Origin of the sequence: Streptomyces rectiverticillatus (assembly GCF_013394065.1) — a bacterium.
Lineage (GTDB): Bacteria > Actinomycetota > Actinomycetes > Streptomycetales > Streptomycetaceae > Streptomyces > Streptomyces rectiverticillatus.
Genome location: NZ_CP040752.1, coordinates 4,052,848 through 4,069,788, shown reverse-complemented (window position 1 = coordinate 4,069,788; position 16,941 = coordinate 4,052,848). Strand labels below are relative to the sequence as shown.

Here is a 16,941-nt window from a genome sequence, read left to right as displayed (position 1 = left end):
GGCCGCTACTCGGCCGCCGGCCCGCTCGGGAGTCGGTCCCGGCTCAGTCCCGGACCTCGACCACGATCTCGACCTCGACCGGCGCGTCCAGCGGCAGCACCGCGACGCCGACGGCGGAGCGGGCGTGCACGCCCTTCTCGCCGAGCACCTCGCCGAGCAGCTCACTGGCGCCGTTGAGGACACCCGGCTGGGCGGTGAAGTCGGGGGCGGAGGCGACGAAGCCGACGACCTTCACCACGCGCACGATCCGGTCCAGGTCACCGATGACCGACTTGACGGCGGCCAGGGCGTTGAGCGCGCAGGTCGCCGCGAGCTCCTTGGCCTGCTCGGCACTGACCTCGGCGCCGACCTTGCCCGTCACGGGGATGGAGCCCTTGACCATGGGCAGCTGGCCCGCGGTGTACACGTACGCCCCGGACCGCACGGCCGGCTGGTAGGCCGCGATCGGCGGCACGACGTCCGGCAGGGTCAGGCCGAGCTCGGCGAGCCGGCTCTCGACGGCGCTCACGGCTTCGGCCGCTTGAGGTAGGCCACCAGCTGCTCGGGGTTGTTCGGCCCCGGCACGACCTGGACGAGCTCCCAGCCGTCCTCGCCCCAGGTGTCCAGGATCTGCTTGGTCGCGTGCACGAGCAGCGGCACGGTGGCGTATTCCCATTTGGTCATAGGCCGACTGTAATGCCTCGCGCCGACAGCCCCGGCCGGGCCCGTCCACGGGGTCGTCCATGCGGTCGGCCGAGCTGCCGTCGTGCGGTCGCCACGGAGTCGGCCGTGCGGTCGCCGAGCGGTCGCCGTGCGGTCGCCGTCTGCTCGTCCTCCGGTCGCCGAGGGCCCCGCGGGCCGCCCTCCTAACGGGCGTGGCCGAGCGCCGGCGCACCCTCATCGTTCGAACAGCCTCATGTCGCCACCTGCCGCCACAAGGCCGTCGGAAAGGAATTAGGCTCCGAATCATGAGCAGGCTCCATGTCGTCAGCGGCAAGGGCGGAACCGGCAAGACCACGGTCGCCGCGGCACTCGCGCTTGCCCTCGCCGCCGAGGGCAAGCGCACTCTCCTGGTGGAGGTGGAAGGCCGGCAGGGCATTGCCCAGCTGTTCGAGACGGAGGCGCTGCCCTACGAGGAGCGCAAGATAGCCGTGGCGCCGGGCGGGGGCGAGGTGTTCGCCCTGGCCATCGACGCCGAGCGGGCGCTCCTCGACTACCTCCACATGTTCTACAAGCTCGGCAGTGCCGGCCGGGCGCTGAAGAAGCTCGGCGCCATCGATTTTGCGACAACCATCGCGCCCGGGCTGCGCGACGTCCTGCTCACCGGCAAGGCCTGCGAGGCGGTGCGCCGCAAGGACCGCACGGGCCGCTTCGCCTACGACCACGTCGTCATGGACGCCCCGCCCACCGGCCGCGTCACCCGCTTCCTCAACGTGAACGACGAGGTGGCAGGCCTCGCCCGGATCGGCCCGATCCACAACCAGGCGCAGGCCGTCATGCGGGTGCTCAAGTCGCCCGAGACGGCGGTGCACTTCGTGACGCTGCTGGAGGAGATGCCCGTCCAGGAGACGTGCGACGGCATCGCGGAGCTCCGCGCGGCGGGCCTCCCCGTGGGCGGCGTCGTCATCAACATGGTCCGGCCGGAGATCCTGGACGCCGCGGCCGTCGAGGCCGCCGCCAACGGACAGCGGGCCGCCGTGGCGCAAGCCCTGTCGCACTCCCTGGAGCGCACCGGCTTCGGTGGCGCCCGCAACCCCGGCCTCGCCGAGCAGCTCGTCGATCCCCTGCTGGCCGAGGCCCGCGAGCACATCGAGCGGCTCGCCCTGGAGCACCGCGGGCGGGCCGGGATAGCGGAGCTCAGCCTCCCCACGTACGAACTGGAACTGCTCGGCGACGGCGTTGACCTGGCGGGGCTGTACCGCATGGCGCGCGAACTGCGGAAGCAAGGAGTGGCCCGTTGACAGCAGCAGCACAGGTGCCGGCCCAGCGCAGGGGTCTCGACGACGCGTCCGTCCTCGCCGTCGACCCCGTCCTGGACAATCCCCGCACGCGCATCGTCGTGTGCTGCGGCTCCGGCGGCGTCGGCAAGACGACCACTGCGGCGGCCATCGGCCTGCGGGCGGCGGAGCGCGGCAGGAAGGTCGTCGTCCTGACGATCGACCCGGCGCGCAGGCTGGCGCAGTCGATGGGCATCGAGGAGCTCGACAACGTGCCCCGCCGGGTGCCCGGAATCGACACATCCGCCGGCGGCGAGCTGCACGCCATGATGCTCGACATGAAGCGGACCTTCGACGAGATCGTGGAGGCCCACTCCGACAAGGAGCGCGCCCGGGCGATCCTCGAGAACCCCTTCTACCAGTCCCTGTCGGCCGGCTTCGCGGGCACGCAGGAGTACATGGCCATGGAGAAGCTCGGCCAGCTGCGCTCCCGCGACGAGTGGGACCTGATCGTCGTGGACACCCCGCCGAGCCGCTCCGCGCTCGACTTCCTCGACGCCCCGGGGCGCCTCGGGTCGTTCCTGGACGGCAAACTCATCAAGCTGCTGGTCGCTCCGGCGAAGCTCGGCGGGCGGGCCGGGATGAAGTTCCTGGGCGTCGGCATGTCCGTGATGAGCGGGCCGCTGAACAAGCTGATGGGGGCCCAGCTCCTGCGGGACGTCCAGACGTTCGTGGCGGCCATGGACACCATGTTCGGCGGCTTCCGCACGCGCGCGGATGCCACGTACCGGCTACTGCAGGCCCCCGGTACGGCCTTCCTGGTCGTCGCGGCGCCGGAGCGGGATGCGCTGCGCGAAGCGGCGTACTTCGTGGAGCGGCTGGCCGCGGAACGGATGCCGCTGGCGGGGCTCGTCCTCAACCGGGTGCACGGCAGTGCGGCCGATCAGCTCCCGGCGGACCGGGCGCTCGCCGCGGCCGAAGCCCTGGCGGAAGGGCTCCCGGACGCGGCCCCGGGCGCGACCCCGGAAGGAACATCGGAAAATCTTGCCGACGGCGGCATTGTGGATCGTGAGAGCGGGCAAGCTGGCTCACGTACCGCCCGCGTCGCAGGAACCGGCGCTCCCACGGTCCCGTCCCCTCCCGAGAGCGGCCTCCCCCAGCCGGCATCCTCAGGAGATCCGGACACAGATCCGGGCACAGATCCGAACACAGCCTCTGCAGCTTCAGCGGTCTCAGCGGCGGCTTCAGCGATTTCGGCGGCTTCAGCGGTTTCAGCAGCCGACGATGCTTCGAAGACCGCGGCCGGTCTGCTGCGGCTGCACGCCGAGCGCATGCAGGTGCTCGCCCGCGAGCGGCGCACGCGTGACCGCTTCACCGCTCTGCACCCGGAGGTCGCGGTGGCGGAAGTGGCAGCCCTGCCCGGTGATGTGCACGACCTGGCGGGACTGCGGGAGATCGGCGAGCGCCTCGCCGTCCAGCCTGCCGCCACCGCCTCCGTGGATGCCTCCGAGGGCGCCTCTACGGGCCCGTCGGGCGCCGAAGTGGGCACCATCGACGTGGAGTGAGCCGAGCGCTGCAGGTACCCCGCGCGTACGGGCTGCGGATGCCCCGCGCCTGCGGGGGCCCGCCGACCGAGCAGCTCTACCCGACGGCGGCGTAGTCCCCGTACTCGTCGTCGCCGAGGGACAGGATTCCCGCCCCGCGCTCGTATTCCGTGCGGGCGGTCTCCAGGAGCCTGCGCCAGGAGGTGACCGTCGGCCTGCGTCGCAGCAGCGCCCTGCGCTCGCGCTCGGTCATCCCGCCCCACACGCCGAACTCGACGCGGTTGTCCAGCGCATCCGCCAGACACTCCGTGCGCACCGGGCACCCGGTGCATACCGCCTTGGCCCTGTTCTGTGCAGCGCCCTGAACGAATAGTTCATCCGGATCGGTAGTGCGGCAGGCTGCCTGCGCACTCCAGTCGGTTACCCAGCCCATGCTGGCGCCGTCCTCTCCCGAATCGGGGCTCCCCCACGGCGGCAGCGGCATATTCACCGTTGCCAGTTGAGGACGTTACGGAAGGCGGGCAGGGGGCAACACCCCCTTCGGGCCCAATCTTGGATGGCCCGAACGGACTATGCGTACGCGGCAGATCACCCAACGGAGTGAGCGGACGACATTGCCGACTAACTCGTCATATCGGGGCAGGTCACCCGGGGCTCATAACCCAGAGGGTGACACCGACGGCAATACGGACACCTCTCATCACCCACAAGAGTGAGAGTGGAGATGATGCTGAATCACACCGCAGTGACTGGCGTGAAACAGCGTAGGCGAACACACGGGCGTCTGTCCGCCGAATGAGAACGTAGGCTTCCCTCCATGGGTAAGAAGCGCTCGGGCGAGGGGTCCAGCAGGACCCGGATGGCCGCCAAATTCCTCGGTGTCAGCGTGCTCTCCGGAGCGGTTCTGGCGGGCCTGGCCCTGCCTGCCGTCGGGGCATTCGGCCTAGTGGCCAAGGAGTCGGTCGAGGGGTTCGACGAGATCCCGGCCAGTATGAAGACCCCACCGCTCAGCCAGCGCACCACAATCCTGGACGCCGAGGGCGGTGAAATCGCCAAGGTCTACTCCAGAGACCGTACGGTCGTACCGCTGAACGAGATCTCCCCGTACATGCGGAAGGCGATCGTCGCCATCGAGGACGCGCGGTTCTACGAGCACGGCGCGATCGACCTTAAGGGCGTGCTCCGGGCGCTCAACAAGAACGCGCAGTCGGGCGGCGTCTCCGAGGGCGCCTCCACGCTCACCCAGCAGTACATCAAGAACATCTTCGTGGAGGAGGCCGGCGACGACCCCGACAAGGTCGCCGTGGCCACCCAGCAGACCCTCGGCCGCAAGGTCAAGGAGCTGAAGTACGCCATTCAGGTGGAGAAGGAGCTCGGCAAGGACCGAATCCTCAACAACTACCTGAACATCACCTTCTTCGGGCAGCAGTCCTACGGCGTCGAGGCCGCCTCCCAGCGCTACTTCAGCAAGCGCGCGAAGGACCTCACCCTGGCGGAGTCGGCGATGCTGGCCGGCATCGTGCAGTCGCCGAGCCGCTACGACCCCGTCAACGCCCCGAACGAGGCCGTCAAGCGGCGCAACACCGTGCTGCAGCGCATGGCCGAGCTCAAGGCCGTGACCCCGCAGGAGGCCGCGGCCGCCAAGGCCGAGCCCCTCAAGCTCAAGGTCACCCGGCCCAAGAGCGGCTGCATCACCGCTGTGAACGGTGCCGGCTTCTTCTGCGACTACGTCCGCGAGGTCTTCCTCAAGGACCCGGCCTTCGGCAAGACCAAGGAGGCGCGGGCCAAGCGCTGGAACGAGGGCGGCATGACGATCCGCACCACCCTCGACCCGCAGACGCAGAAGTCCGTCCAGAAGTCGATCACCGACCACGTCTACCAGTCCGACCCGGTGGCCACCGCGATCTCGATCGTGCAGCCCGGCACCGGCAAGGTGCTCGGCATGGGCCAGTCGCGCCCGTACGGCTTCGGCGACCACCAGACGCAGATCAACCTCTCGGCCGACAAGAACCGGGGCGGGTCGAACTTCGGCTTCCAGACCGGCTCCACCTTCAAGCCGATCCTGGCGGCGGCCGCCCTGGAAGAGGGCATCTCGCCCAACAAGTCGTACTCGTCGCCCTACCAGATGGCCTACCCGGACGCCGTGGACACGTGCACCGGCACCTGGAAGAACTCCGGCGGCGAGACCGTCAGCAACGAGAACCGGAGCGAGGTCGGCCCGTACGGGATGCGGGAGGCGACCGCCAAGTCGGTCAACACCTACTTCATCCAGATGATCGGTGACATCGGCACCTGCCCGGTGACGAAGATGGCCGCGAAGCTCGGCCTCAAGCCGGCTTCCGGCGCCGACATGGACCAGGTGCCGTCGATCGCGCTCGGTACGCAGGGCATGTCCCCGCTCACCATGGCCGCCGCCTACGCGGCCTTCGCCAACGGCGGCACGTACTGCACGCCCGTCCTGATCAACGCGGCCACCGGTCCGAACGGCAAGAGCCTGCCGGTCCCGAAGAGCAAGTGCTCGCGCGCCATGTCCGAGCAGACCGCCGACACGGTCAACACGCTCCTCAAGGGCGTCGTCGAGGACGGTACGGGCAAGGAGGCCGGTCTGGACGGGCGCGACAGCGCAGGCAAGACCGGCACGACGGACGGCCGCAAGGCCGCCTGGTTCGTCGGCTACACGCCCAACATGGCCGGTGCGGTCTGGGTCGGCGGCCCGGGCAAGGACGTCGAGATGGAGAACATCACCATCGGCGGCCAGTACCACGACAAGGTCTACGGCGGCGACACCCCCGGCCCGATCTGGCGCGACGCGATGTCGGGCGCCCTGGAGGGCAAGGAGGCCCCGACCTTCGACACTGTGGCGGTCGGCGGTGGCGGCGAGCGCGGCGACGGCGGCAAGGGCAGCGGCGGCGGGCGCAAGACCAAGCCGGGCACCGGCGGCAACAAGCAGGGCGGCGGAAACAGCAAGCCGGGCGGCACGGGTAAGACCGGTGGCACCACCGGGCGGCACAGCCAGCCGGGGACGGGCCAGGACGGCGGCCGATGAGCTGCCGGGCAGCATAGGAAGCGCATGAGAAGGGGCGCCCGGACCGAAACGGTCCGGGCGCCCCTTCGTCGTGTTCTCGGCGTCTCCGTGGACGTACCGGCGATCAGCCGGCGAGGAGCCGCTTGACCTCCTTGGCGACGCGGCTGCCCTCGGCCCGGCCGGCGACCTTGGGGTTCACGACCTTCATGACGGCACCCATGGCCTTCGGCCCCTCGGCACCGCCGGCCTTGGCCTCGGCCACGGCCTCGGCGACGATCGCGGCGAGCTCCTCGTCCGACAGCTGCTTCGGCAGGTAGGCGGCGAGCACCTCGCCCTCCGCGCGCTCGCGCTCGGCCTGCTCGGGGCGGCCTCCCTTGTCGAACGCGTCCGCGGCCTCCCGGCGCTTCTTCGCCTCACGGGTGATCACCTTCAGCACCTCGTCGTCGGAGAGCTCACGGGCGGACTTGCCCGCGGTCTCCTCGTAGGCGACGGCGGAGAGGGTGAGCCGGAGGGTGGAGGAGCGCAGCTCGTCACGCGCCTTGATGGCAGCGGTGAGGTCGTCGTGCAGCGTGGACTTGAGCGTGGTCATGCCGCAATCTTCGCATTCGGCGGCGGATGGCGCCCCGCATTAAGGCCGCGGTGCGGCGGGGCAGGCGCAACTCCCGCGGGGCGCCCGCGACATCGGCTCGCGACACGGCCCGCGACACGACCTTCGATACGACCCGCGTCACCGGCGCGGCACCGGTCCGGGTCCGGCCCGAGTGCGGCCCGCATGCCGGCCCGAGCCGCCCGGAAGATATCCACAGCCCGTGACGGGGCGAGGCCGTCGGTCTGCGACCATGTATCCCATGCGCGCTCGATACGGAGTACCTCTGGGAATCGCGGCGGTCGGCGCAGCCGGCCTCGCCTACGCCGCCGGCTTCGAGGTCCGGTCCTTCCGGCTGCGGCGGGTGACGGTGCCCGTGCTGCTGGCCGGGATGCGGCCGCTGCGGGTGCTCCAGGTCTCCGATATCCACATGGTCTCCGGGCAGCGCAAGAAGCAGCGCTGGCTGCAGTCCCTCGCCGGGCTCCGCCCGGACTTCGTGATCAACACCGGTGACAACCTCTCCGACCCGGAGGGCGTGCCCGAGACGCTCGACGCCCTGGGCCCGCTGATGGAGTTCCCTGGCGCCTACGTCTTCGGCTCGAACGACTACTACGGCCCCAAGCTGCGCAACCCCGCCCGCTATCTGCTGGAGCGGGCGAGCGGCAAGCACGGCCTGAACGGCAACGCCCCGGTGGTCGGCGCGATCCACAACCCCTGGGAGGAGCTGCGCGACGGCTTCGACTCGGCGGGCTGGGTCAACCTCACCAACACCCGCGGCGCCCTCAAGGTCGCCGGCTACGACATCGCCCTCACCGGCCTCGACGACCCGCACATCAAGCGCGACCGGTACGCGGAGGTGACCGGCGGCCCCCGCGAGGACGCCGACTTCTCCCTGGCCGTCGTCCACGCCCCCTACCTGCGGGTCCTCGACGCCTTCACCGCCGACCGCTATCCGCTGATCCTCGCCGGGCACACGCACGGCGGCCAGCTGTGCATCCCCTTCTACGGGGCGCTGGTCACCAACTGCGACATCGACCCCGGACGGGTCAAGGGCCTCTCCACCCACAAGGCCGGCGGCCACCGCTCCTACCTGCACGTTTCCGCAGGCTGCGGCACGAACCGCTACACCCCGGTCCGCTTCGCCTGCCCCCCCGAGGCCACCCTCCTCACCCTGACCCCGCGCGCCTGACACCCCCGGGCGGCCCCCTCCGGGCCGCCCACCTGCGGCTCCCCCGGAATCGGATTTCACCTCTGGGCTCCGGTCCGCTAAAGTAGAGCTCGTTGCTCCGGGGGCCTGCGAAAAGCAAGAACCGGTCGCACATCGGGGTGTAGCGCAGCTTGGCAGCGCGCTTCGTTCGGGACGAAGAGGTCGTGGGTTCAAATCCCGCCACCCCGACTGGTGAAACACCAGGTCAGAGCCTTGATCGGCTTAGTCGATCAAGGCTCTGACTCGTTTCCGAGGGCACCTTGGGAGCCGTTTGGGAGCCGATTTCGAAGTCGGCTCCCAAAGAGAACCCCTAGGCAGTACACCCGGCAACCAATTGCGTGACCTCCGACACAGAGAACGGGCTCGGCGGCAGTCCAGCGGCTGTCCGCATGAGGCGCTTGCGCATGCCGGGGCGCGCCGAGAGCGAGCCGTCGATGTGGCCCCTGCGCTCCAGCTCGTAGAGAGCCGCGAACAGACGGCCACCCCCTCGGCACACCGGCCGCCCCCCTTCGGTGAACTCCGCGCCGCCACGCCGCCCATGAGAAGGTTTCGGCCACCCGGGCCTCGAAGTCCGGATCATGCCCCCCACGGAGACACATGATGACCTTTTCGCTCGGGACGCGGCGCACGCGCGTCGCGGCTCCCGTAATCGTCCTGTCCGCCTTGCTCGCCCTGCTCGCCTTGCCGGCCCTGGTCCTCGTCCCCGCCGACCCCGCTCATGGGTCCAACGGAAGCACCTCGGCATGTGCGCTCCAAGGGACGACCGGCTACACCGACGAGGGCCAGCAAACCGACTACACCCGCTTCCAGAAACCGGTGGGCACCAAGCGCGTGGGCGTGATCTATGTGGACTTCCCCGACGCCACCGGGACGTCCCTGCCACTCACGCCCTACTACAACCAGATATCCGGCGCCGCCGACTGGATGTGGAAGGCATCCAACGGCAAGACCTGGCTGGACCTGAGGGCCCCGCACGGCAACTGGGTGCGCATGCCGAAGAACTCCACCGACTACAACTGGGCGCGCGGGTTCTCCTGGGACACGCACCGGGTATATGTGAAGGACGCGCTCACCGGTGCCGCCGACGCAGGCGTCAACATCGCCGACTACGACATGTTCTACATCGTGCCGACCAGCACCGCGGCAGCGATCTCTCACACCCCCACCTGGGTCCAGAACCCCGCCGACCCGACCTGGGTCTGGAACAAGGAGACGAACGCCTGGGTGGCGATCAAGTGGGCGGTGACCTTCGGACAGGACATGTGGCACTGGGGCTACAAGGTCGCCGATCACGAGACCGGCCACACCTTCGGCCTGCCCGACCTCTACGCCTTCAGTGGCGATCAGCACCAGTACGTCGGCGGCTGGGACGTCATGGGCAAGGTCAGCGGCCGGGCCCCGCAGTTCCTCGGCTGGCACTCGTGGAAGTTCGGATGGATCAACGACAGCCAGGTCTCCTGTCTGTCCGCGGCAAAGACGTACTCCACCACCTTGAACGGAGTGGAGTACGGGGGCAGCGGCTACAAGCTGGCAGTGATCAAGACCAGCGCCACTACGGCCTACGTCGCCGAGTCCCGCAAGGCCGCCAACAACGACTCCAACGCCTGCGCCACCGGCGTACTGATCTACAAGGTCGACACCTCCGCCGCCACCGGCAACGGACCGATCCGCGTGGTGAGCAACCCCGACGCCGCCGCACCCACCGGGAACTGCACCACGCTGGACATGCAGACCTGGAAACCCGGCCAGACGTTCCAAGACGACACTGCCCGCATCCGGATCCACGTGAACAGCTCCGACGCGTACAACGACACCGTCTGGACGTACAAGTGGTGACCGCTTAGCACGGGTTGTTTCCGGTCAACGGGCGAGGCCGTTCTCCTCTTATAAAGAGAACGGCCCCGTCCCTCGTGCGTACGTATCCCGGTCTCAGCCGTATCCCGGTCTCAGCTGCCCACGGCCGCGAAGGGGCGGGGCTCCGGGGTGTTGACCGCGTCCGGGACCGGGGTGCCCGTCAGGGCCTGGATTACTGATCTTGCTACCTGGGTTCCCGCCTTTTCCTGGGCCTCGTGGGTGGAGGCGCCCAGGTGGGGGGTGGCGACCACGTTGTCCAGGGCGAGGAGGGGGGAGTCCACGGGGGGCTCGGTCTCGAAGACGTCCAGGGCCGCGCCCGCGATGCGGCCGGCGCGGAGGGCGTCGGCCAGGGCGGTCTCGTCGATGATCCCGCCGCGGGCGACGTTGACGAAGTAGGCGGTGGGCTTGGCCTTCGCCAGTTCCTCCTTGCCGATGAGGCCGATCGTCTCGGGCGTCCTGGGCAGGTGGACGGTGACGAAGTCGGCGCGGGTGAGGAGGTCGTCGAGGCCGGTCGTCTCGATGCCGAGCTCTGCCGCGCGCGCGGGTGTGACGTAGGGGTCGTAGGCGATGATCTCCATGCCGAACGCCGTCATTCGCTCGGCCACCAAGGCGCCGATGCGGCCCAGGCCCACGATGCCGAGCACCTTCCCCGAGAGCTCGGTGCCCGTGAAGCGGCTGCGCTCCCAGGAGCCCTGCTTCAGGGAGTGGCCGGCCTGCGGGACGTTGCGGGCGGCCGCCAGGAGCAGCGCGCAGGTCAGCTCGGCGGCGCTGACGATGTTGGCGGTGGGCGTGTTGACCACGAGGACGCCGGCGCTGGTCGCCGCGCCGACGTCGACGTTGTCGAGGCCGACGCCCGCCCGGCCGATGACCTTGAGACGGGTTCCGGCCGCGATGACCTCGGCGTCGGCGCGGGTGCCGCTGCGGACGAGCAGGGCGTCGGCGTCCCGGACGGCCGCCAGGAGGGCGGCGCGGTCCGTACCGTCGCAGTGGCGGATCTCGACCCCTTCGCCCAGGGCGTCGACTGCTGCGGGTGAGAGCTGGTCGGCTATCAGCACAACGGGGTGGGTCATGAGCGTTCTTTCTGTCGGGTTCTCTCGGGTCTCATTGCCAGAGGACTGCGATGACTCCCGTCGTGAGGAACACGAGGGCGTGCACGGAGAGCACCGTGCGCAGGACCCACCGGGTGTCCACGGGGCGGTCGGCGTCCGTGTCCGTATCCGCGTTTACGGCGGTCTGCACCACCGGGGTGGTCATCGTCCCGGTCGCCGTTCCCGAAGGTGAGGAGGAGGGTGCGGACGTTCCGGCAGGCTCCGGTGCCTTGGGCGGCGCCGCCGGGCCCGGGGCGTTCTGCGCCAGCTGTGCGGCCAGGACCACGCGGGCGCTGGAGGCGCCCGAGGCCAGGGCCGCGCTGACGTTCTGCACGGCGACGAGGTGCCCGGTGGAGTAGCCGAGCGCCTCGGCGGTGTTGGCCTGGCTGGCGGCGAACATCGCGTTGGCGCCGGTGTTGGAGCCGGCGAGGAAGCCGCCGACGGCGCCGATCCAGGGGGCGAGCACGAGGTAGGAGGAGCCGATCGTGGCGCAGGCCTCGGCGAGCTCCCGGCTCATGCCGGTCACGGTGAGCACGGTGCCCAGGGTGAGGAAGACGACGGTCGTCAGGGTCACCTGCCACCAGCGGCCGATGGCGGCGACGGCGGCCGGGCCCAGGACGGGCTCCCCGGCGCCGAGCAGCTTCGGCGTGAGGGCGGCGGTCACCAGGAGCCAGCCGCCGGGGCCGGCGACGACCGTCCACCAGCCTTCCTTGACGCCCGCCGACTCCAGGATCAGCCGGCTCACCAGGAGGCCGGCGACGAGGAAGGCGTACGGGGAGAGCGTGCGGCCGATGGGCTCGCGCTTGCCCTCCGCGCCGTCCCGCTCCAGCATCCGGGAGACCACCAGCAGGACGACCATGGTGACGAGTCCGCCGAGGACGCCGGCGAGCGGCACGCCGATGAAGGTGTTGACGGCCCAGACGGTGCCCCAGAGCGCCGCCACGGCCAGCAGCAGGTCGCCGGCCGAGGCCAGCGCCCGGCGTGCGCCGAGGGCGACGACCAGCGTCGCGGCACCGCAGATGAGGAAGACGGGCGCGGACAGCAGGGCGGAGTCGATGCCCAGCTGCTGGAAGTCGACGTCACCGAGTTCGGCGGCGACGAGGCTGCCCGGTGCCAGGGAGCCCCACGGCACGGTGACCAGGCCCAGCAGGCCGACCACGGCGGCCTTCGCCGGCGGCAGGCCCAGCTGGCGCAGGAGCGGGATGGCGACGATGACGCCGATGCCGAAGCCGGTGAGCGATTCGGCGAACGGCGTCACTCCGAGCATCACCAGCAGTACCGCCCGGCTGGGGGAACTGCAGGCGCTGCCTATCCAGTTGCCCATGCGGGACTGGGCGCCGGTACGGGTCATCAGCTCGCTGAGCAGGATGCCTCCGAAGAGGATCGCGCCCAGTTCGACGATGGTCGGCAGCATGTGCAGCTGGGCGTCGCCGAGATCGCCCAGCGGGGTGCGGAACGAGGTGGCCGTGAGGACCAGTGCGGTCGCCAGGGCCGCCAGGCTTGCGTACAGGGCACGCACGCTCAGGGCGAGGAGCCCCAGCGTGACGAGGATGGGGAGGGTTGCGAGAGCAGCGTTCACGTAGCCACCTTTGCAGATGCCATCTCTGCAGTCGTCAGGGGCAGTTCGGACAGGCTCTGCGCTGCTTCGAGCATGGCGGTGACACTGCGGTGGGCGTCCATCAGGGCCCGTGAGAAGCCGCCCGGCGACGGCACGTAGTGGTTGTAGAAGGTGGTGCCTTCGGACAGCGGGCCGAGCACCCACATGCGCTCGTCCGGCTCGCCGTCGCGGCCGACCGGGTGCAGGCCGCGGGTGAGGTCGACGCCCCGGCTGCTGGCAACGGCGGGACGGTGCCTGCGGATGGTGCCGTTGCGGACCAGGTCCGCGAGCAGCCTGCTGCCGGTGCGCTCGACGTCGGGCTGGCCGGAGGTGGCGTGGCACAGCCAGTCGGCGGTGGCGGTGTACGGCGTGCCCAGCCGCGTGGAGGACAGCCGCCAGCGCTCCTCCTGCGCGTCCCAGGCGAGCTCCGGCTCGGGGCCGAAGGGGACGGCGACGGCGCCTGCCCGGAGCAGGGCGAGCAGTTCCTGGTGGCGGTCCAGCTGCGGACCGGTCACCGACCGGTTCAGGACGGCGGTGAAGGAACCGTAGAACTCCTCGTGGGACTTCTCGTCCAGGCCCGCGAAGTCCACGGCACGGCGGAGCAGTTCGCGACGGTCGCGCAGCACTTCCAGCGCCGCCTTGAGCGGGCTGCCGGACAGGCCCAGCTCCGCCTGCTCCAGGTCTTCGGCGATGCGCCCGGCGTACCAGGCCTGGTAGGCGCCGCTGTCGGGGAGTTCGCCCGTCTCGGGGAAGAGCAGCGCCTCGGGGTCCAGGACGCCGAAGTCCTCCCGGTGCGCGTCGTCGAGCCGGTCCAGCTCGGTCTCCAGCCGTCCTGCCGCGAGGGCCTCGCGCAGGGTGCCGGCCGTCCGCGTCTCGGCCTCGTCGCCGCCGAGCAGCCCGGCGCAGCGCAGGTGGAACGCGATGCGCATCTCGGTGCGGACCAGCGGCAGCAGGTCGCCGTGGAGGCTCATTCCCTCCCCCGGCCCGTCGGCCCGCAGGCGGTCGACGGCCTCCGGGGTGAGCACCAGGGACGTGTACAGCGGGCCCTGGCGGTTGGCCCTGGGGCGGGCGCGGAACGGCAGCCCGGTGCGGGAGTACAGCAGGATGCGGGGCTCCGAGCCGCTGGGGACGTACTGCAGGGTCCCGTCGACGGTGGTGTAGCGACCGCCCCGGCCGAGGGTGAGCGCGGCGAGGGCGTCCATGCCGGACAGTCCCGTACCCCCGAGGGCGACGGTTTGTCCGGGCAGGATGTCCGCGAAACGGTTCTTCGGCGGGTAGATGTCCCGGACCCTGCGGTGCTCCCCCGGGGACCGCTCCGGCGTGGGCGGGGCGGTCGGCGGGGTGTGGCCGGTGGTGAGGAAGACGAACGGTGCCGTCAGTACGCCGCCGTCGTCGAGGACGATGCGGCGGTTGCCGTCGGGCAGGACGGTCAGCTCGGTGGCCTCGCCCGCGTGGAAGCGGATCTCCAGGTGGTCGGGGGCACGGTCCACGACCCGCCGCAGGAACCAGGAGAGGTACTCGCCGAGTATGCGGCGGGGAAGGTAGTCGTCCTCGCGTATCTCGCGGCCTACGGGGCCGAGCGTGTAGCCGTCCTCGGCCAGCCGCAGCCCCCGTTCGCGGACCCACTCGTAGAGGGTGGGTCCGCGGTCGCCGACGGTGTCGCCGACGGTGGCCTCCTCCGGGAACGGCGAGACCTGGTTGCAGGTGGTGTTGAGCAACAGGTAATCGGGCTGGGCCGGATCGTGGATGCCCGTGGCGTCGCACAGCGGGTCGACGACGTCGACCGTGAACGGCCGCTCGCCCCAGGCGGGGGCCGAGGTCAGGGTGACGATCCGCTCCAGGACGCCCAGGCCGCGGGAGCCGAAGCCGATGATGCAGGCACCGAGGTCCATGGCGGCGGGGGCGGGGGCCGAGGCGGAGGTGGAGGATGACGTGGACAAGGTCGGCACAGGAGACGTCACGGCGGAAGCAGAAGAAGAGGGCGAGGAAGGAGGAGAGGTAGGAGGCAGTGTCATCGTCACCACCGCCGGGTCTCGCCGAAGAAGTCCGGGACGTCGACGGTCTCGCCGCTCTCCCGCGCCGTGCGGTAGACGTGCATGCCGACGGCCAGGTCGAGGACGCCCAGACCGAACGGGGAGAAGATCACCGGACGGTCGCGGTCGGGCCGGACCTCGCCGAGGATGACCTCCGCGAGCGTGCCGTCGATGAAGTCGCGGTGCCCGTACTTCTGCTCGGCCAGGTGCGGGGAGGTGTTGGCCGTCATGCAGTGGCCGATGTCGTCGAGGATGTTCTGCGCACCGAGGATGATCTCCGGGCCGATGTCGCGCAGCGAGACGTTCAGCACGACCTGGCCGGCGGTGAAGGTGGCGGCGTCCGTGACGTAGGGCTCGCCGGCCGTCGTGGCGAAGACGATCAGGTCGGAGCCGGTCAGGGCGGCCGTCAGGTCGTCCTCGGTCGTGGTCCGGTAGCCCAGGGACGAGCCGGCGTACTCGGCGAAGGCCTTGCTGTACTCGGGCAGCCGGTCGTGGATGACCAGCTCCTCAACGGCCCACTCCTGGGCGGTGAAGAACTCCAGGATGTTGCGGGCGATGATGCCGGCGCCGACGATGGTCAGCCGCCGGGCGGTGCGCCCGCCGGTCAGCTGCTCCGCGGCCAGGACCGCGGAGGCGGCGGTGCGGGCGGCGCTGATCTGGGAGGCCTCGAGGCAGGCGAAGGGGTAGCCGGTCTCGTAGTCGTTGAGCAGCAGGGCGGCCGAAGCGCGCGGGAAGCTCTTGTTGATGTTGCCCGGGAAGCTGCTGATCCACTTGATGCCGGCCACGTCCGTCTTGCCGCCCAGGTAGGCGGGCAGGGCGATGATGCGGCTGTCGGGCTTGTCGGGGAAGCGCAGGAAGTAGCTGTTGGGGTTGACCGACTCGCCCGCGTGGTGGGTCAGATAGGTCTCGCGCACCTCCGTGACGATCTGCTGCCGCGTGCGGCCGATGATGTCGCGGGCGGTCTTTCCGCCGATGACGCTGAACTCGAACATTGTTATCCCTTCAGGGCCGGCACGCCGGTGCCGGGAATCGGATTCGGTGTGGTGGCAGAGTGACCGCGCTGGTTCGGCACCGTGACGTCGGCGCCGAACCGTTCCTGGACCCATGTGTCGTCGTAGATGGTGCTGAGGTACCGGTCGCCGAAGTCGGGCGCGATGGCCACGACGCGGGCGCCGGCGGGGATCTCGTCCCGCCGGCTTTCGACGGCGGCCAGTACCGACCCGGTCGAGCCGCCCGCCACGATGCCCCTCTGGGCGGCGAGGCGGCGGCACATGCGCACGGCCTCGGCCTCGGGAACCATGACGGTGTGCTCGATCTGCTCCGGGTCGAAGATCTCGGGCCGGCGGCTGGTGCCCAGCCCCGGTATGTACCGCCTGCCGGGCGGGTTCCCGAAGGTGACCGAGCCGACGGTGTCGACGGCGATCACGCGGGTGTGCGGGGAGTGCTCCCGGAAGTACGCGACGCAGCCCATCAGCGTCCCGGTGGTCCCGGCGCCGACGAAGAGGTAGTCGACGTCCAGCCCCTGCTTGACGATGGCGGCCGCCGTGCGCTCGTAGTGCGCCTTGGGGTTGGCGGGGTTCGCGTACTGGTTGGGCCAGACCAGCGCGGGGTCCTCGGCGAGCCGCCGGTGGATGTAGTCGATGCGGGACTGCAGGAAGCCGCCGTTGGCGTCCCGCTGGTCGACCGAGACGACCTGCGCGCCGAAGGCCTTCATCAGCGCGATGCTGAGGGCGGACGTATTGGGGTCGACGACGCAGGTGAAGCGGTAGCCGCGGGCCGCGCACACCGAGCTCAGCGCAATTCCCAGATTGCCGGAGGAGGATTCGATGACGTGGCCTCCGGGGCGCAGGACCCCGCGGCTCTCCGCGTCCTCGAGAAGGCCGACCGCAGCCTTCATCTTGATGGATCCGGCCGGATTGAAGCCCTCCAGCTTGAGCAGGACATCGACCCCCGATATGAAACCGGACAGGTCGAGGAAGACGTCGTCCAGGATCATCTCGTGCGTGCTCTGATAGATCATTGATTGATCGCCTCGTATTTCCGCGGGTGGGCACGGGAAACGACGGCACCCCGACAACTTTCCGGAGCCTT

At 70.3% G+C, this 16,941-nt stretch carries 13 protein-coding genes, 1 tRNA gene and 1 pseudogene; 6 read left to right on the top strand and 9 right to left on the bottom strand.

What is annotated here, in order from left to right:
• Positions 1 to 43: 43 nt before the first annotated feature.
• The gene (locus FGW37_RS17690) at positions 44 to 508 is read right to left on the bottom strand and encodes a RidA family protein (protein WP_058045540.1); all 465 of its coding nucleotides are present in this window, start codon (positions 506 to 508) and stop codon (positions 44 to 46) included.
• Positions 505 to 663, bottom strand: a complete 159-nt coding sequence (sp36, locus tag FGW37_RS17685) for a Sp36 family protein (protein WP_086785308.1) — start codon at positions 661 to 663, stop codon at positions 505 to 507. The genes FGW37_RS17690 and sp36 overlap by 4 nt, the downstream gene beginning before the upstream one ends.
• Positions 664 to 947: 284 nt before the next feature.
• Here sp36 and bagA point away from each other — a divergent pair, with 284 nt between their 5' ends.
• A complete protein-coding gene (bagA, locus tag FGW37_RS17680) occupies positions 948 to 1,940 on the top strand; it encodes an ATPase BagA (RefSeq protein WP_179081930.1) in 993 nt (330 codons plus the stop codon).
• 14 nt (positions 1,941 to 1,954) lie between these two features.
• Entirely contained in the window at positions 1,955 to 3,481 is a 1,527-nt protein-coding gene (bagB, locus tag FGW37_RS17675; RefSeq protein ID WP_218650646.1) for an ArsA family ATPase, read from the top strand.
• Between the two features lie 76 nt (positions 3,482 to 3,557).
• Here the strand turns inward: bagB and FGW37_RS17670 are convergent, their stop codons facing one another.
• Complete coding sequence (locus FGW37_RS17670) at positions 3,558 to 3,893, bottom strand: WhiB family transcriptional regulator (RefSeq protein ID WP_058045538.1); 336 nt, start codon at positions 3,891 to 3,893, stop codon at positions 3,558 to 3,560.
• Between the two features lie 384 nt (positions 3,894 to 4,277).
• On the opposite strand from FGW37_RS17670, the gene FGW37_RS17665 reads away from it, so the two are divergent.
• Positions 4,278 to 6,506 (top strand): transglycosylase domain-containing protein, encoded by a 2,229-nt coding sequence (locus FGW37_RS17665; RefSeq protein WP_179081929.1) that lies wholly within the window; start codon positions 4,278 to 4,280, stop codon positions 6,504 to 6,506.
• Between the two features lie 103 nt (positions 6,507 to 6,609).
• On the opposite strand, the gene FGW37_RS17660 is transcribed toward FGW37_RS17665, so the two are convergent.
• Positions 6,610 to 7,074, bottom strand: coding sequence for a GatB/YqeY domain-containing protein (locus FGW37_RS17660; RefSeq protein ID WP_179081928.1), 465 nt, complete (start codon positions 7,072 to 7,074; stop codon positions 6,610 to 6,612).
• A gap of 259 nt (positions 7,075 to 7,333) precedes the next feature.
• On the opposite strand from FGW37_RS17660, the gene FGW37_RS17655 reads away from it, so the two are divergent.
• From FGW37_RS17655 to FGW37_RS17645, 3 genes are all read left to right on the top strand, one after another.
• Positions 7,334 to 8,260 (top strand): metallophosphoesterase, encoded by a 927-nt coding sequence (locus FGW37_RS17655; RefSeq protein ID WP_179081927.1) that lies wholly within the window; start codon positions 7,334 to 7,336, stop codon positions 8,258 to 8,260.
• Positions 8,261 to 8,393: 133 nt separating this feature from the next.
• Positions 8,394 to 8,467: transfer RNA gene (locus FGW37_RS17650), tRNA-Pro, on the top strand.
• A gap of 411 nt (positions 8,468 to 8,878) precedes the next feature.
• Positions 8,879 to 10,114, top strand: coding sequence for a metallopeptidase domain-containing protein (locus tag FGW37_RS17645; protein WP_179081926.1), 1,236 nt, complete (start codon positions 8,879 to 8,881; stop codon positions 10,112 to 10,114).
• Positions 10,115 to 10,263: 149 nt separating this feature from the next.
• Here FGW37_RS17645 and FGW37_RS17640 read toward each other — a convergent pair.
• The 5 genes and pseudogenes from FGW37_RS17640 to sbnA form a co-directional block, all read right to left on the bottom strand.
• Positions 10,264 to 11,202 (bottom strand): annotated as a pseudogene (locus FGW37_RS17640) (hydroxyacid dehydrogenase); the annotation flags it as partial.
• 31 nt (positions 11,203 to 11,233) lie between these two features.
• Positions 11,234 to 12,799, bottom strand: a complete 1,566-nt coding sequence (locus FGW37_RS17635; protein WP_179081924.1) for an L-lactate permease — start codon at positions 12,797 to 12,799, stop codon at positions 11,234 to 11,236.
• A complete protein-coding gene (locus FGW37_RS17630) occupies positions 12,796 to 14,757 on the bottom strand; it encodes an FAD/NAD(P)-binding protein (protein ID WP_179081923.1) in 1,962 nt (653 codons plus the stop codon). Before FGW37_RS17630 ends, FGW37_RS17635 begins: the two co-directional genes overlap by 4 nt.
• Positions 14,758 to 14,834: 77 nt before the next feature.
• The gene (gene sbnB, locus FGW37_RS17625) at positions 14,835 to 15,842 is read right to left on the bottom strand and encodes a 2,3-diaminopropionate biosynthesis protein SbnB (RefSeq protein WP_179081922.1); all 1,008 of its coding nucleotides are present in this window, start codon (positions 15,840 to 15,842) and stop codon (positions 14,835 to 14,837) included.
• A 2-nt stretch (positions 15,843 to 15,844) separates the two neighbouring features.
• Positions 15,845 to 16,870, bottom strand: a complete 1,026-nt coding sequence (gene sbnA / locus FGW37_RS17620; protein ID WP_179081921.1) for a 2,3-diaminopropionate biosynthesis protein SbnA — start codon at positions 16,868 to 16,870, stop codon at positions 15,845 to 15,847.
• Positions 16,871 to 16,941 lie beyond the last annotated feature (71 nt).

Excerpts from the sequence above, each read along its gene's own strand:
- sp36 (WP_086785308.1), bottom strand. The coding sequence starts at position 663 with ATGACCAAATGGGAATACGCCACCGTGCCGCTGCTCGTGCACGCGACC.
- bagA (WP_179081930.1), top strand. The coding sequence starts at position 948 with ATGAGCAGGCTCCATGTCGTCAGCGGCAAGGGCGGAACCGGCAAGACC.
- FGW37_RS17670 (WP_058045538.1), bottom strand. The coding sequence starts at position 3,893 with ATGGGCTGGGTAACCGACTGGAGTGCGCAGGCAGCCTGCCGCACTACC.
- FGW37_RS17665 (WP_179081929.1), top strand. The coding sequence starts at position 4,278 with ATGGGTAAGAAGCGCTCGGGCGAGGGGTCCAGCAGGACCCGGATGGCC.
- FGW37_RS17660 (WP_179081928.1), bottom strand. The coding sequence starts at position 7,074 with ATGACCACGCTCAAGTCCACGCTGCACGACGACCTCACCGCTGCCATC.
- FGW37_RS17655 (WP_179081927.1), top strand. The coding sequence starts at position 7,334 with ATGCGCGCTCGATACGGAGTACCTCTGGGAATCGCGGCGGTCGGCGCA.
- FGW37_RS17645 (WP_179081926.1), top strand. The coding sequence starts at position 8,879 with ATGACCTTTTCGCTCGGGACGCGGCGCACGCGCGTCGCGGCTCCCGTA.
- sbnB (WP_179081922.1), bottom strand. The coding sequence starts at position 15,842 with ATGTTCGAGTTCAGCGTCATCGGCGGAAAGACCGCCCGCGACATCATC.
- sbnA (WP_179081921.1), bottom strand. The coding sequence starts at position 16,870 with ATGATCTATCAGAGCACGCACGAGATGATCCTGGACGACGTCTTCCTC.